Annotated in this window: 12 protein-coding genes; 5 read left to right on the top strand and 7 right to left on the bottom strand. The window is 72.0% G+C overall.

Going from position 1 to position 12,578, the window contains the following annotated elements:
* Positions 1–90 precede the first annotated feature (90 nt).
* From BLQ43_RS10930 to BLQ43_RS10920, 3 genes are all read right to left on the bottom strand, one after another.
* On the bottom strand, positions 91–2,094 hold the full coding sequence (locus tag BLQ43_RS10930; RefSeq protein ID WP_090020745.1) for a transglycosylase domain-containing protein: 2,004 nt from the start codon (positions 2,092–2,094) through the stop codon (positions 91–93).
* 225 nt (positions 2,095–2,319) lie between these two features.
* Entirely contained in the window at positions 2,320–2,859 is a 540-nt protein-coding gene (locus BLQ43_RS10925) for a PAS domain-containing protein (protein ID WP_281217571.1), read from the bottom strand.
* Between the two features lie 157 nt (positions 2,860–3,016).
* Positions 3,017–5,083 (bottom strand): AsmA family protein, encoded by a 2,067-nt coding sequence (locus BLQ43_RS10920; protein WP_090020740.1) that lies wholly within the window; start codon positions 5,081–5,083, stop codon positions 3,017–3,019.
* A gap of 208 nt (positions 5,084–5,291) precedes the next feature.
* Here BLQ43_RS10920 and BLQ43_RS10915 point away from each other — a divergent pair, with 208 nt between their 5' ends.
* On the top strand, positions 5,292–6,011 hold the full coding sequence (locus BLQ43_RS10915; RefSeq protein ID WP_090020738.1) for a response regulator transcription factor: 720 nt from the start codon (positions 5,292–5,294) through the stop codon (positions 6,009–6,011).
* Between the two features lie 344 nt (positions 6,012–6,355).
* Positions 6,356–6,565, top strand: a complete 210-nt coding sequence (locus BLQ43_RS10910) for a hypothetical protein (RefSeq protein ID WP_143006262.1) — start codon at positions 6,356–6,358, stop codon at positions 6,563–6,565.
* 34 nt (positions 6,566–6,599) lie between these two features.
* Here BLQ43_RS10910 and dapB read toward each other — a convergent pair whose 3' ends face one another.
* From dapB to hrcA, 4 genes are all read right to left on the bottom strand, one after another.
* Positions 6,600–7,409: a 4-hydroxy-tetrahydrodipicolinate reductase gene (dapB, locus tag BLQ43_RS10905; RefSeq protein WP_090020733.1), complete on the bottom strand. Its 810-nt coding sequence runs from the start codon at positions 7,407–7,409 to the stop codon at positions 6,600–6,602.
* 174 nt (positions 7,410–7,583) lie between these two features.
* A complete protein-coding gene (locus tag BLQ43_RS14655) occupies positions 7,584–7,886 on the bottom strand; it encodes a hypothetical protein (RefSeq protein WP_090020730.1) in 303 nt (100 codons plus the stop codon).
* 187 nt (positions 7,887–8,073) lie between these two features.
* Positions 8,074–8,784: a nucleotide exchange factor GrpE gene (gene grpE / locus BLQ43_RS10895; RefSeq protein WP_090020728.1), complete on the bottom strand. Its 711-nt coding sequence runs from the start codon at positions 8,782–8,784 to the stop codon at positions 8,074–8,076.
* Positions 8,785–8,869: 85 nt separating this feature from the next.
* A complete protein-coding gene (gene hrcA / locus BLQ43_RS10890) occupies positions 8,870–9,943 on the bottom strand; it encodes a heat-inducible transcriptional repressor HrcA (protein WP_090020726.1) in 1,074 nt (357 codons plus the stop codon).
* Positions 9,944–10,072: 129 nt separating this feature from the next.
* Here hrcA and rph point away from each other — a divergent pair, with 129 nt between their 5' ends.
* Genes rph through hemW form a run of 3 tightly spaced genes read left to right on the top strand, consistent with a single transcriptional unit; the run spans position 10,073 to position 12,570 of the window.
* Positions 10,073–10,792: a ribonuclease PH gene (gene rph, locus BLQ43_RS10885; protein WP_090020723.1), complete on the top strand. Its 720-nt coding sequence runs from the start codon at positions 10,073–10,075 to the stop codon at positions 10,790–10,792.
* Position 10,793: 1 nt separating this feature from the next.
* On the top strand, positions 10,794–11,405 hold the full coding sequence (rdgB, locus tag BLQ43_RS10880) for an RdgB/HAM1 family non-canonical purine NTP pyrophosphatase (protein ID WP_090020721.1): 612 nt from the start codon (positions 10,794–10,796) through the stop codon (positions 11,403–11,405).
* Positions 11,392–12,570, top strand: a complete 1,179-nt coding sequence (hemW, locus tag BLQ43_RS10875; protein ID WP_090020719.1) for a radical SAM family heme chaperone HemW — start codon at positions 11,392–11,394, stop codon at positions 12,568–12,570. Before rdgB ends, hemW begins: the two co-directional genes overlap by 14 nt.
* Positions 12,571–12,578 lie beyond the last annotated feature (8 nt).

Here is a 12,578-nt window from a genome sequence, read left to right as displayed (position 1 = left end):
GATCCAGCCGCAGCCTGCCGGGCGCGCGCCGCTCATCGGAAAGCGAATTGCCGCCGGGGCGGGCACGCACGCTCGCGGGTTTGCGGCGCGTCAGCGTCCCCGGTTCAACTCGTGGGACTCCGGGCCCTCCTGAGGCGTCCGCGCCCGGGAGCTGCCGCCGTCGAGCGAGTCGATGATCCGTGAGATCACACCGTCGCCGCCGCTCCCGGTTTCCGCGCGCGTGCTCTCGCCCTCGGGCTTGTCCGCGACACGGGGCGTGCGGCCGGGCAGGGGCTTTTCGGGGACGCCGCGCAGGGCCTGCCGCGTCACCTGGCGCCAGATCGCGGCGGGCAGGCCGCTGCCGGTGACGCCGTCCATGGGCCGGCCGTCGTCGTTGCCCAGCCACACGCCGGTGACCAGTTCCGCGGTGAAACCGACGAACCAGGCGTCGCGCGCGTTCTGGCTCGTGCCAGTCTTGCCGCCGGCGGGGCGGCCCGGATCGGCGCCCGTCCCAGTCCCCCAGACGATGTCGGCGCGCAGCAGGTCCGTCATGCGGCGCACGTGCGGTTCGGCCACGAGGCGGCTTCCCGGGCGGTCGGGGTGCTCGTAGAGCACCTCGCCGTCGTCGGCGGTGATGCGCTGAACGCCGTAGGGCTGTGCGTCGCGGCCCCGGTTGGCGAAAACGGCGTAGGCACCGGTCAGGTGGAGCAGCGACACCTCCGAGGTGCCGAGCGCGAGGCTCGGATGCGGCTGCAGCTCGCTGGTGATGCCCAGGCGGTGGGCCGCGCGCACCACCGTCTCGGCGCCGACCCGCGCGATCAGTTTTGCGGCCACGGAATTGATGGAGCGCGCGAAGGCTTCGCGCAGCGTCACCTCGCCGCGGTAGGTGTCGTCGTAGTTCTCCGGCGACCAGCCGTTCACGGTGACGGGTTCGTCGACCATCCTCGTGTCGGGCGTCATCCCGTCCTCGACCGCGGCGAGGTAGACGAAGGGCTTGAAGGTGGAGGCCGGCTGCCGCCGCGCCTGCGTGGCGCGGTTGTAGGGGGTTTCCGCGTAGCCGCTGCCGCCCACCAACGCGCGCACGGCCCCGTCCGGCGTCATGCTGACCACCGCGCCCTGGCCCGCGTCGGCCGCGCGGCCCTCTTCGGCCAAGGTGTCCGAGAGCGTGCGCTGAGTGACGCGCTGGAGGTCCGGGTCCAGCGTGGTGTGTACGGTGATGTCCCGGCGCGGCGTGCCGATGCGCCCGCGCACGCGCTTCATGGCCCAGTCGGTGAAATAGCGCCCGCTGGTGCTGACCGCGGCGTGGCCGCGCCGGCGTTCGCGCGCCGCGCGCTCGGCCCGCGCGTCGGAAATGAACCCGGCGGCGACCATGTCGTTCAGCACGGTTTCGGTGCGCGCGTGCGCGGCGTCGGGATGGTGGCGCGGGTTGAGGTCCGAGGGCGCCTTGAGCATCCCCGCCAGCATGGCGGACTCGTAGAGGGTGAGCTCGCGCGCGGATTTGCCGAAGTAGCGCTGCGCCGCCGCGTCCACGCCGTAGACGCCCGCGCCCAGATACACGCGGTTCAAGTACAGTTCCAGGATCTCGTCCTTGGAGAAGGTGCGCTCCAGCCAGACCGCCAGGATCAGCTCCTGCACCTTGCGCTTCAGCGTCTGCGCCGGGGAGAGGAAGAGGTTCTTGGCGAGCTGCTGCGTGATCGTGGAGCCGCCCTGGACGACGTCCCAGGCGCGCAGATTGACCCAGCTTGCCCGCAGCAGGCCCAGCGGGTCGACGCCGTGGTGGTCGTAGAAGCGCCGGTCCTCCACCGCCATGACGGCGCGCGGCAGGCTTGGCGGCAGGGCGTCCAGCTCCACGCGCCCGCCGTAGGCGTTGCCGTAGGTCGCCAGCACGCTGCCGTCGCGCGCGCGGAAGGTGACGGTGGGCTCGCGCGTCTCCGCCATGGCGCGCTCGACGTCGGGCAGGTCGTGGGCGTAGTAGGCGACCAGCGCGGCCAGTGCGACCAGCCCCCAGACCCCGAGCACGAACGCCCACTTCGCCAGGCGCAGCAGCGGCCGGCGTTTGTGCGGGCCGGACCCGGTCGTCGCGCGGTCCTCTTGCTTCCTCCTGCGGCGCGCCATTGCCCGTGAGCAGCCCCCGCGTGCCCGGATCGCTTCCAGTTCGGGTTTGCGAACAAAACCTGCCGAAAGCGCCCCGTCTCTGTGTTGGACGGGTCAATTTCACGGCCAAGGTGGTGCCACCTCGGGCGGATTTGACCGAGCATGCGGTTTATCATTCACACGCGCCAGCGCGCTACGCCGCGATCTTCACAAGTGGGGACGCGGTGACGTCGGGGCGGGACGCGGTTACGCGAGGGCGGCAGCGTCCGGCTTCGGGTCCAGGGAAAAGAAGCTTTGCGCCACCGGCGCGCGGCGGCGAATGGGGTCGTTGGCGGCATCCGTGTGCCGCCGGTCCAGGCGGACGGGCGCGGAGACGGACATCACCTGCGCCACCCCGCGAACCTCGTGCCAGACGGGCAGGGCACAGACCTCGATCTCGTCGACGGCGCCGCTGGCGCGTTCGTGGCGCCGGACCATGCGCAGGCCCGCGGAATCGCGCGCCGCGCGCAGGATCGCCGCGGCGAAGTCGCGTCCGTCCTCCCCGCCGAGCACGCGGGCGCACGCGCGCCCCGTGGGATCGAAGCCCCAGCGCCGCGTGATGCCCGTGCCCACCAGCCGGAACGCAACATCCTCGGCCGTATCGCCGACATCGTAGACGATCATCTGCGGCAGCAGCCGCGGCATGTCCACGGGGTCCAGCCGGCTGCGGGCGGCCACGCGGCAGCCCGCGGTGCGGCACGCCGACCAGTGATCCAGAAACGCTTGGCACGGATGTGTGGTGAACATCGGCATCAGCGCGCCCTGATTGCGTGGCGTGGACGGCTATCAGACGTCGCTTGCGATGTCCAAAAGTTTAATGATGGATGTTTTGTGTCGCCATTCCCCGGACGGCCGATCCCGGGCGGGCGATGCCACCCGGGGCCGTCCCGGCCGGCGGCTGGGATCAGTTGCCGAAGAGCTTGTCGATGGCGTCTTTGGCCTTGTCAGCGGGCGAACTGGAGCCGCCGTTCTGCTGCTGCTCCCCGTCCTCCGTGTCGTCGCCGCCGGTGTCCCCGCCGCCGGTGAGGCCCTTGAGCGCCTCGCCGACGCCGCCGCCGGAGCGCATGCGCTTGAGCGTCTCTTCGGCCTGCTGCTTGACCTTGCCGGGGTCCTGCACGGCCGACTTGATGGCGCTTTCCAGGTCCGGCTTGTAGCTCAGGTCGTGCCAGGGGCCGGAGACGACGACGGGCACGGCGATGCCGGACCTGTCCGTCTCGCCGCCCTGGCCTTTCGTGGAGGCGACCGCCTTGGGCGTGATGCGGTAGTCCACGGTGCGCTTGAGGATGTTCGAGGTGCCCTCGCCGCGCACCCGCAGCAGCGGGTTGAGCAGCAGGAGGTCGTCGTTCTTCAGCACGCCGTCGGTGATCGTGAAGGTGCCGGCCAGCTCGGCGAAGTCCGTCTTCTGCGTTCCCCCGCCGCCGGTGAAGGCGGTCTTCACGTTGCGCACCATCTGCGCGAGGTTGATGCCCCGGATGGCGCCGTTTTCGAACGCGATCGCGCCCTTGCCGTCGAGGTTGGCGATCATCGCCTTCTGCGAGCGGCCCTCGGCCTGCACGTCGTAGGAGATCGTGCCCGTGCCCTCCAGGCGGTCGAAGCCCGCGGAGTCCTTCAGCAGGGGCCGCGCCGCGACGCCCTTCATCGCCATGCTGCTGGCGAAGCTCGGCACGTCGGTGCGCGCGTTGACCACGACCTGCCCGCTGCCCGAGCCGTCGTAGAGTTCGAGCTGCTTGAGATCGAGCTGCAGGCGGCTGTCGCGCACGCCCAGCGCCAGCGCGCTGCGGCCGACCTGGATGTCGCGCGCCTTCAGCGCCTCGGCGCTCACCTCGACGTCGGCGTTCAGCGTCGACAGGGCCGAGAAATCGATGGGCTCGTCGGACCAATCGGCCGGCGCGCCGCCGTCGTCGGCGCCGTCGGCCTGCTGCTCGCCGTCCTTCGTCGGCGGCGGCATGTAGGGCGTGACGTCCAGTTCGGCGAAGGCGAGGTTGCCCGTCAGGAAGGGCTTGGCGCCGCTGAGGTCCACGCCCACGGAGCCGTCGCCCTGCATCGCGTCCAGGCGCAGCTCCTTGGCCGTGAAGGCGTACTGCTGGCCCGTCGCGTCCACCGTGCCGGCGAGGCGGAAGGTTTCCAGCGCGTCCTCGCGCGCGGGCACGGGGTTGCCCGTCCAGGCCGCCAGCGCCTTCACCGAGGGGATCTTCAGATCGACGTCCCCGGCGATCTTGCGCGGTTGCGCGTTCGTGACCGTGCCGTCGTAGGCCAGCGTGATGTGCTTGGAGTCCACGTCCAGCGCCACGTCGGTCGGCTCGCCGGTCATCAGCCCGCGCGGCGCGCCGGTTTCCAGCGTCAGCTCGACGGGTTCGCCGCGCCAGGTGAGCGCGCCGTCGGCGCTGAACGGGGCGTCCAGGGTCTTCAGGTCCAGCGCGAGGTTGACCTTCTCGAGCGTCTGCGTGGTGCCCGCCGCCATGTCGGTGTAGGTCACCGTGCCGTCGACGAGGCGCACGTCCCGCAGGCTGAGGTCGCCCATGGGCGCGCCGCCCTCGTCGGCCGGCGCCTGCTCGCCGCCGGCGCCCGTGTCGGCGGGCGCGGCCTCGCCGAAGGCCCAGTTGGGCTCGCCCTCGGGGCTCACGGCCAGATGGATCACCGGCTTCTCCAGCACGAACTGCTCGACGTCGAGCGCGCCCTGCAGCAGCGACCATGGGTTCACCCGCACCTTGAGCGATTGCAGCTCCGCCATGGTGTCGCGCTCGGCCCAGGCCGCGTTGGCAAAGCTCACCCCGCCGACCGTCAGCTGCGTGCGCGGCAGCAGGGAAAGGCCGATGTCCCCGGCGATCGTCAGCTGCCGCCCGGTCGCAGCCTCGACGCGCTTGGCGATCTGATTCTTGTAGGTGTCGACGGGGATGACGAAGGGGGCGATCGCGAGCACCGCGATCACGGCGACCACGACGATCGCCAGCAGGATCAGGAAGCGCTTCATGAAGGTCGAATCCGTTCGGTGGGGCGCCGTGCGGCGGCCTTTTCGGTTCAAAGGCCACCGTCGCCCAAACCCGCGGCCGGATCAATGGGCGCCGGGCGCGGCCCCTGCGGGATGCGCGTGTTCGGGGTGTGAGCGCGCGCACAGCGCGGGCCGGACTGGTTGGGAAAACTGTGGCCCCAGTCACTCAGCCCGAAGCCCGGAGGATGCCATGGCGACCACGCCCCGCACGCTGCTGCTCGTCGACCCGGACGCCGGCCGCCGCTCGGCCCTGGCCGCCACGCTGCGCCTGCACGAGGAGTTTGCCGTCACCGAGGCCGGCGACCTCGCCGAGGCCGAGGCCCTGGCGGCCGGGCACCCGTTCGACGCCGTGCTGCTCGACGCCGGGGACGCCGCGCCGGCCGACGGCGTGGCCGTGCTGCGCCGCGGCGGGCTGGACGCCGTGATCGTGGCGCTCGCGGACGTGCCCGCCCCGGAGACGGTCGAAGCGGCGCTGGATGCCGGCGCCCTGGACTGCGTCGACCGCGCGGCAACGGGTGTGCCGGTCCTGGTCGCGCGCCTGCGCGCCCACCTGCGCGCCCACGACCGGCGCAGCGACGCCCCCGTGACCGTGGGCCCGGTGCAGCTGCGGCCCTGGCCGCGCCTGCTGGTGAACGTGGAAACCGGGCGCCGCGTGCAGCTCACGGAAAAGGAGATGGGGCTGCTGCGGATCCTCTTCCGGGCCGGGCAGACGGCCGTGACCCGGCGCGACCTGCTGGACGCGGTGTGGCACGCGCACCCGGCCGTGGAGACGCACACCGTGGAAACGCACGTCTACCGGCTGCGCCAGAAGCTCGCGGCGGCGGCGGACGGTCGCGTGCGCATTGAAACGGCGGGCGGCGGCTACCGCCTGGCGGTCGACTCCGCGCCCGTGCCGGCGTCCGCCGCATGACCGCCCGCCAGGCCCCGCCGGCGGGCGGGGCGGCTCGGGGGCGCGCGCCGTCCGGCCGGGTCCGCGTCGCGTCCGGTCGGACGCCCGGCCGGCCATGCGGGCTACGGCACACGGCTGAAATTCGATGGCGAAACCCGGCTAAGTCGTTGCTGCGGCGCAAAAGTTTTGTATTAGATATTCCTTGTTCCAAATCCCCCGTTCGGCTAGTCTCCCGTTGTGCCTCAAAAGGTAAGGGCCTGCCAGGAAGCGGCGGGTTGGTTGAACCGCCCCGCCGCCGGCCGTGCACCGTGGCCAAGAGGGCTTGTGCGCACGAGACTGGGCGGGGCTGCGCATGAGCCCGAGATATGAGCGGACTTCCGTTGAAAGACTGCGAACTGGCCCAGCGCCTTCTGCACGGTCAGTCGCTCGACGAGATTGCGGCGGTGGACGGCGTCTCCGCGTCGTGCATGCGCGAGCGCGTGGCCGGCCTGCTGGACCGCCTGCGCGCCACGCCCGCTCCCGCCGTCCGCCGCACCCCGCCCGATACCGCCGGATCGCCCAACGAGGACGACTGACTGGCCGCGTGATCCGTGTGCTCGGCCTGTCGGGTCAGCCCAGGCCGAGCACGTCCTTCATGGCATACAGCCCCGGGTCCTGACGGCGCGCCCACTGCGCCGCCGTGATGGCGCCTTGGGCGAAGATGCCGCGGCTGTCCGCCTTGTGGGTCAGCTCGATGCGCTCGTTGGCCCCGGCGAAGCAGACGGTGTGCTCGCCCGCGACCTCGCCGCCGCGCAGCGCCGCGAAGCCGATGTCGCCCTCGCGCCGCGGGCCGGTGAGGCCGTCGCGCCCGCGGTCCGCCACATCGTCCAGGTCCACGCCGCGTCCCGCGGCGGCGGCCCGGCCCAGCGCCAGCGCCGTGCCCGAGGGCGCGTCCTTCTTGTGGCGGTGGTGCATCTCGGTGATCTCGATGTCGAAGGCGGGGTCGAGCGCCTGTGCCACCTGCTTCACCAGGTCGAGCAGCAGGTTCACCCCCAGCGACATGTTGGGCGCCTGGACGATGCGCGTGTGCCGGGCCGCGCGCTCGATCGCGGCCTGCTGCTCGGCGTCCAGGCCCGTGGTGCCGATCACCAGCACCGTCTCCGCCTGCGCCGCCAGCCCGGCGTGGCGCGCGGTCAATTCGGGCAGCGTGAAGTCGATGACGGCGTCGGCGTTGGCGAACAGCGTCGGCGGGTCGTCGGTGATGGGGGCGTTCAGCCGGCCCATGCCCAGCAGTTCGCCCAGGTCCGCGCCCACGGCCTCGCTGCCGGCCTGCTCCGTGCCGCCGGCGAGCGCGACCTCGGGATGCTCGGCGACCGCCTGCGCGATCATGCGGCCCATGCGCCCGCGGCACCCCGCGACGCCGATGCGGTAGCTGGTCATCTCTCCTGCCCTCGCTGCCCGGACCACTGCTACCCGGCGCATAGCAGGGCGGTTGCGCCGTGTCCAAGCCCCGCCGCGCCCGTACCGGCGGCACAAAAAAGCCCCCGGCCGGTGGGCCGGGGGTGAAGGCGGGAGTGAACGGAAAGGGAGGCTTCGACGGGATGCCGGGTCGGCTTACCGGCCCGGGTCGGGGCGCCGGGTCGTGTCCGCGGCCAGCTGCGGCCGGCTCTCGGTGTTGCCGTCCACGGCCCGGGTGAGCGCGCCCGGGCTCACCGCGTTCCCGGCGTGAACGATCGTGTCCTTGCCCGCCTGGGTCGGGCCGGTGCCGGGGCCGGCGACCTGGGACGCCGGGGCCTGCGCGGCGCGCTGCTGCTGGATGATCTCGCGGGGTGGCTCCGCGGCGACCGTGGAAACCAGGGCGAGGCCGAGGCCGGCGCCGGCCAGGGCGCTGAGGGAGACGCGTGTCGTGCGGTTCATCGGGGATCCTTTCGTCGGGGGGTGTCCTGTCGCTTCACACCCTGGAAGGTGGACGCTCCGCCCCCGATGCGCTGTGCGCCCCGTCACACCCCGGACAGGCGCCACACCCCGATAACCGCGCACGAAAAATCCCCCTGGCGGGCGCCAGGGGGATGAAGCCGGCCGCGTTGTCGCCGCGCCGGTCGCCTCAGGCGGACTGGTCGACGCTCTGGCCGTTGCCGCCCGCGCCGTTGCCGTCGCCGGCCTTGGCGACGCCCACGCGCGTCGGCCGCAGCAGGCGGTCGTGCAGCATGTAGCCGGTCTGCAGGATGTGGACGATCGTGCCCGGGTTCTGCTCGTTCGTGGGCACCTCGAACATGGCCTCGTGGTAGTGCGGGTCGAACTTCTGGCCCGGCACCGCCTGGATGGGCTTGATGTGGTGCTTCTCGAAGGCCTCGTGCAGCTCGCGCTCCGTCATCTGCACGCCTTCGAGCAGGGTGCGCAGCGTCTGGTTGCTCTCGGCCTCCTCGTGCGAGACGGCGTCGATCGCCCGGCGCAGGTTGTCGGCCACGCCCAGCAGGTCCTTGGCGAACCCGGTGGCGGCGTACTTCTGCGTCTCCTGGCGCTCGCGGTCGGCGCGGCGGCGCACGTTCTCCGTCTCCGCCATGGCGCGCTGCAGGCGCTCGCGCAGGTCCTCGATCTCGGCCTGAAGGCTCTCGTCCGAAGTGGCCTCGCCGCCCGCGTCGCCAAAGTCGAGGGAATCGGCCTCCTCGGCCGCGCCCTCGGCGTTCGCGGCTTCCTCGGCCATGCGCGCGGCTTCCTCGGCCGCCGCCTTGGCGTTGGCCTCGGCCCGCGCGGCCTCGCTGTCGGGCTGCGAGGGCTGGTCGTTTTCGTTCGCGCGCTGCTTCTTCGCGGTCATGGGCTGCGCCGTCCTTTCCTGTGCCGTCGTGTCCGTGTCGAGAGTCGTGTCCGTGTCGCGGAATGTCCCGTGTGGCCTTCGGGGGTCAGCCCACCAGGCTGCCGATCACCTTGGCCGTGTAATCCACCATCGGGATGATGCGCGCGTAGTCGATGCGCGTCGGGCCGATGACCCCGATGGCGCCGACGAACTGCTGCTGCTGCGCGTTGCCGTAGGGCGCGACCACCATGGAGCACCCGGACATGCCGAACAACTCGTTCTCGGCGCCGATGAAGATCTGCACGCCCTCGGCATTTTCCGTCAGGTCGAGCAGCTTGAGGAAGGATTCCTTCGTTTCCAGCGCGGAGAAGAGGGAGCGGATGCGCTCCAGATCCTCGATCGCGCTAACGTCTTCCAGCAGCTGCGAGTGCCCGCGCACGATCAGCGCGTTGTGGTCGCTGCCCGACCAGTCGGCGATGCCGGCTTCCACCAGCTTGGTGGTCAGCTCGTTCAGCTCGGCGCGTTGCTGGTCCAGCTCCTGGTGCACGAGTTGCTGCACCTCGCCCAGGGTGCGCCCGACCAGCCGCTCGGAGAGGTAGTTGCTGGCCTCCACCAGCGAGGCGGCGGGCAGGCCGCGCGGCACGTCGATCACGCGGTTCTCCACCGCGCCCGACTGCGTGACCAGCACCACCAGCGCGCGGCCGGGGCCGAGGTTGACGAACTCGATGTGCTTGAGGCGCTCGCCCTGGAGCTTGGGCGCCACCACCAGCCCCGCCGAGCCCGTCAGCTCGGACAGCATCTCGCTGGCGTCTTCGAGCACCTGGGAGAGGCTGCGCCCGCTGGCGGAGCAGTGCGCCTCGATCTCCTTGCGGTCGTTCTCGGAGATGTTGCCGTATTCCAGCAGGCCGTCGACGAACAGGCGCAGCCCCATCTCCGTGGGCAGGCGGCCCGCGGAGGTGTGGGGCGCGTAGAGCAGCCCGGCGTCCTCCAGGTCGGCCATGACGTTGCGCACGGTCGCGGGCGAGAGTTCCATGCCCTGCGAGCGCGACAGCGTGCGCGAGCCGACCGGGGCGCCCGTGGTGACGTAGGCATCGACGACCCGGCGAAGGATTTCCCGGCTGCGCTCGGTCAGCGAGGACAGCGCGGATCGCTTCGCCTCGGCGTTCACTGGCTGTGTCATGGGGATCCCGGATCTTCTGGTTCCGGCATGTAAGCACGCCCCGCGCGGGCGTCAACGCGCCCCTGGACGCTCGGGAAGGCGGGGTGTAGCGTCCGCGCGTTCACCCAAATCCCACCCGAAGGAGGCCGCATGCGTCCCTCCGGCCGCGCGTCCGACGCCCTGCGCGAAGTCCGGCTCGAACCGAACGTGAGCAAGCACGCCGAAGGCTCGTGCATGGCCAAGTTCGGCGACACCCACGTGCTCTGCACCGCGTCGATCGAGGACAAGGTGCCCGGCTTCATGCGCGGCAGCGGCCAGGGCTGGGTGACGGCCGAGTACGGCATGCTCCCGCGCGCCACCCACACGCGCGGCGCCCGCGAGGCCGCGCGCGGCAAGCAGGGCGGGCGCACGCTGGAGATCCAGCGCCTGATCGGGCGCTCGCTGCGCGCGGTGACCGACCCGACCGGCTTCGGCGAGCGCAGCGTCCAGATCGACTGCGACGTCATCCAGGCCGACGGCGGCACGCGCACGGCCGCCATCACGGGCAGCTACGTGGCGCTCTACCTGGCCTTCGACTTCATGCGCCAGGCCAAGGTGATCGAGACCATCCCGCTGACGGATCAGGTCGCCGCGGTGTCCTGCGGCCTCTACAACGGCACGCCCGTGCTGGACCTGGACTACGACGAGGATTCCACGGCCGCCGCCGACGCCAACTTCGTGCTCACCGGGCGCGGGCAGATCGTGGAGATCCAGGCGACGGCGGAGGATCAGCCCTTCGACCGCGCCACCTTCGACAGCCTGCTCACGCTCGCCGAGGGCGGCGTCGCCAAGCTGTGCACGCGCCAGCTCCAGGCGGTCGGGATCGGCTGAGATGAGCGCCATCGGGCTGGGCAGCGACCGCCTCGTCATCGCCAGCCACAACCCCGGCAAGGTCCGGGAGATCGCCGAGCTGGTGGAGCCGCGCGGCATCCTCGTGGAAAGCGCCGGCGAGGCCGGGATCGACGAGCCCGAGGAAACCGGCGCGAGCTTCGCCGAGAACGCCGCGCTCAAGGCGCGGAACGCGGCGCGGCAGGCGGGCGTGCCCGCGCTCGCCGACGATTCCGGGCTGACGGTGGACGCGCTCGGCGGCCGGCCGGGCATCCACTCCGCGCGCTGGGCGGGGCCGGACAAGGACTTCGCCGCCGCCATGGAGCGCGTGCACCGCGAACTCGCGGACGCCGGCGACTGGTCGGCGGCCTTCGTGTGCGCCCTCTGCGTGGCCTGGCCCGACGGCGCGCAGCGCGTCTACGAGGGGCGCGTGACCGGCACGATCGTGTGGCCGCCGCGCGGCGACAAGGGTTTCGGCTACGACCCCATCTTCAAGGCCGACGGCCACGACATCACCTTCGGGGAGATGGAGCCGCAGGCCAAGCACGCCATCAGCCACCGCGCGCGGGCCTTCAACAAGCTGGTCGCGGACCTCTTCGGCGATGACGGGGCGTAACGCGGTCGGGGACCGCGACCCCGGTTTCGGCGTTTATGTGCACTGGCCCTTCTGCAAGGCCAAGTGCCCGTACTGCGACTTCAACAGCCACGTCCGTCCCGAGGTCGACCACGGCGCGTGGCGGGCAGCGCTGTGCGCCGAGCTGGACTATTCCGCGCGCGAAACGGAAGGCCGGCGCGTCACCTCCATCTTCTTCGGCGGCGGCACGCCCTCACTGATGGATCCGGCGAGCGTGGAGGCCGTCATCCGGCGCGTGGGCGAGCGCTTCGACCTCGACCCCGAGGCCGAGATCACCCTGGAGGCCAACCCCACCTCGGCGGAGGCGGCGCGCTTCGAAGGTTTCCGCGCGGCGGGGGTGAACCGCATCTCGCTGGGCGTGCAGGCGCTGGACGACCGCACGCTCACCTTCCTGGGGCGCCAGCACTCGGCCGCCGAAGCGCTGGACGCGGTGGCCCTGGCGCGCAAACACGCCCCGCGCATCTCCTTCGACCTGATGACCGCGCGCCCCGGGCAGACGCCGGACGCCTGGGCGGCGGAGCTGGACCGCGCGCTGGCGGAGGGCCCCGACCACATTTCGATCTACCAGCTCACGATTGAGCCGGGGACGGCCTTCCACGCGTCCTGGCGGCGCGGCGAGCTGGTCATGCCCGACGAGGAGACGGCGAGCGCCGTCTTCGAGCTGACGCAGGACCGCCTGACCGCGCACGGCCTGCCGGCCTACGAGATCTCCAACCACGCCCGGCCCGGTGCGGCATGCCGCCACAACCTGACCTACTGGCGCTACGGGGATTACCTCGGCGTCGGCCCCGGCGCGCACGGCCGGCTGACGGTCGGCGGCGAGAAGCTCGCCACGCGCCAGCACGCCGCGCCCGAGGTGTGGCTGCGGCAGGTGCAGGCGCAGGGCCACGCCACGCGGACCCGGACACCGCTCGCCCGGTCGGACCGCCTGGACGAGCTGGTGATGATGGGCCTGCGCCTCAGCGAGGGCATCGCGCGGGATGCCTTCCACCGCGAACTGGGCGCGGCGCCGGAGGCCTGCCTGGATGCGGACCGCCTCGCGGCGCTGCGCGAGGAAGGCTACGTCACGCTGGACGATGACGGCCTCCGCGCCACGGCGGAGGGCCGCCAGCGGTTGGATGCCGTGCTCGGCTACCTGCTGGCGTAGGGTGCGGA

The sequence above is a fragment of the Limimonas halophila genome, from assembly GCF_900100655.1.
Taxonomy (GTDB): Bacteria; Pseudomonadota; Alphaproteobacteria; order Kiloniellales; family Rhodovibrionaceae; genus Limimonas; species Limimonas halophila.
Note: the sequence above shows the minus strand (reverse complement) of the source record. Positions and strands in the feature narration are given on the sequence as shown.

Excerpts from the sequence above, each read along its gene's own strand:
- BLQ43_RS10915 (WP_090020738.1), top strand. The coding sequence starts at position 5,292 with ATGGCGACCACGCCCCGCACGCTGCTGCTCGTCGACCCGGACGCCGGC.
- grpE (WP_090020728.1), bottom strand. The coding sequence starts at position 8,784 with ATGACCGCGAAGAAGCAGCGCGCGAACGAAAACGACCAGCCCTCGCAG.
- BLQ43_RS10920 (WP_090020740.1), bottom strand. The coding sequence starts at position 5,083 with ATGAAGCGCTTCCTGATCCTGCTGGCGATCGTCGTGGTCGCCGTGATC.
- BLQ43_RS10925 (WP_281217571.1), bottom strand. The coding sequence starts at position 2,859 with ATGTTCACCACACATCCGTGCCAAGCGTTTCTGGATCACTGGTCGGCG.
- hemW (WP_090020719.1), top strand. The coding sequence starts at position 11,392 with ATGACGGGGCGTAACGCGGTCGGGGACCGCGACCCCGGTTTCGGCGTT.
- BLQ43_RS10910 (WP_143006262.1), top strand. The coding sequence starts at position 6,356 with ATGAGCGGACTTCCGTTGAAAGACTGCGAACTGGCCCAGCGCCTTCTG.
- hrcA (WP_090020726.1), bottom strand. The coding sequence starts at position 9,943 with ATGACACAGCCAGTGAACGCCGAGGCGAAGCGATCCGCGCTGTCCTCG.
- BLQ43_RS14655 (WP_090020730.1), bottom strand. The coding sequence starts at position 7,886 with ATGAACCGCACGACACGCGTCTCCCTCAGCGCCCTGGCCGGCGCCGGC.
- dapB (WP_090020733.1), bottom strand. The coding sequence starts at position 7,409 with ATGACCAGCTACCGCATCGGCGTCGCGGGGTGCCGCGGGCGCATGGGC.
- rph (WP_090020723.1), top strand. The coding sequence starts at position 10,073 with ATGCGTCCCTCCGGCCGCGCGTCCGACGCCCTGCGCGAAGTCCGGCTC.
- rdgB (WP_090020721.1), top strand. The coding sequence starts at position 10,794 with ATGAGCGCCATCGGGCTGGGCAGCGACCGCCTCGTCATCGCCAGCCAC.
- BLQ43_RS10930 (WP_090020745.1), bottom strand. The coding sequence starts at position 2,094 with ATGGCGCGCCGCAGGAGGAAGCAAGAGGACCGCGCGACGACCGGGTCC.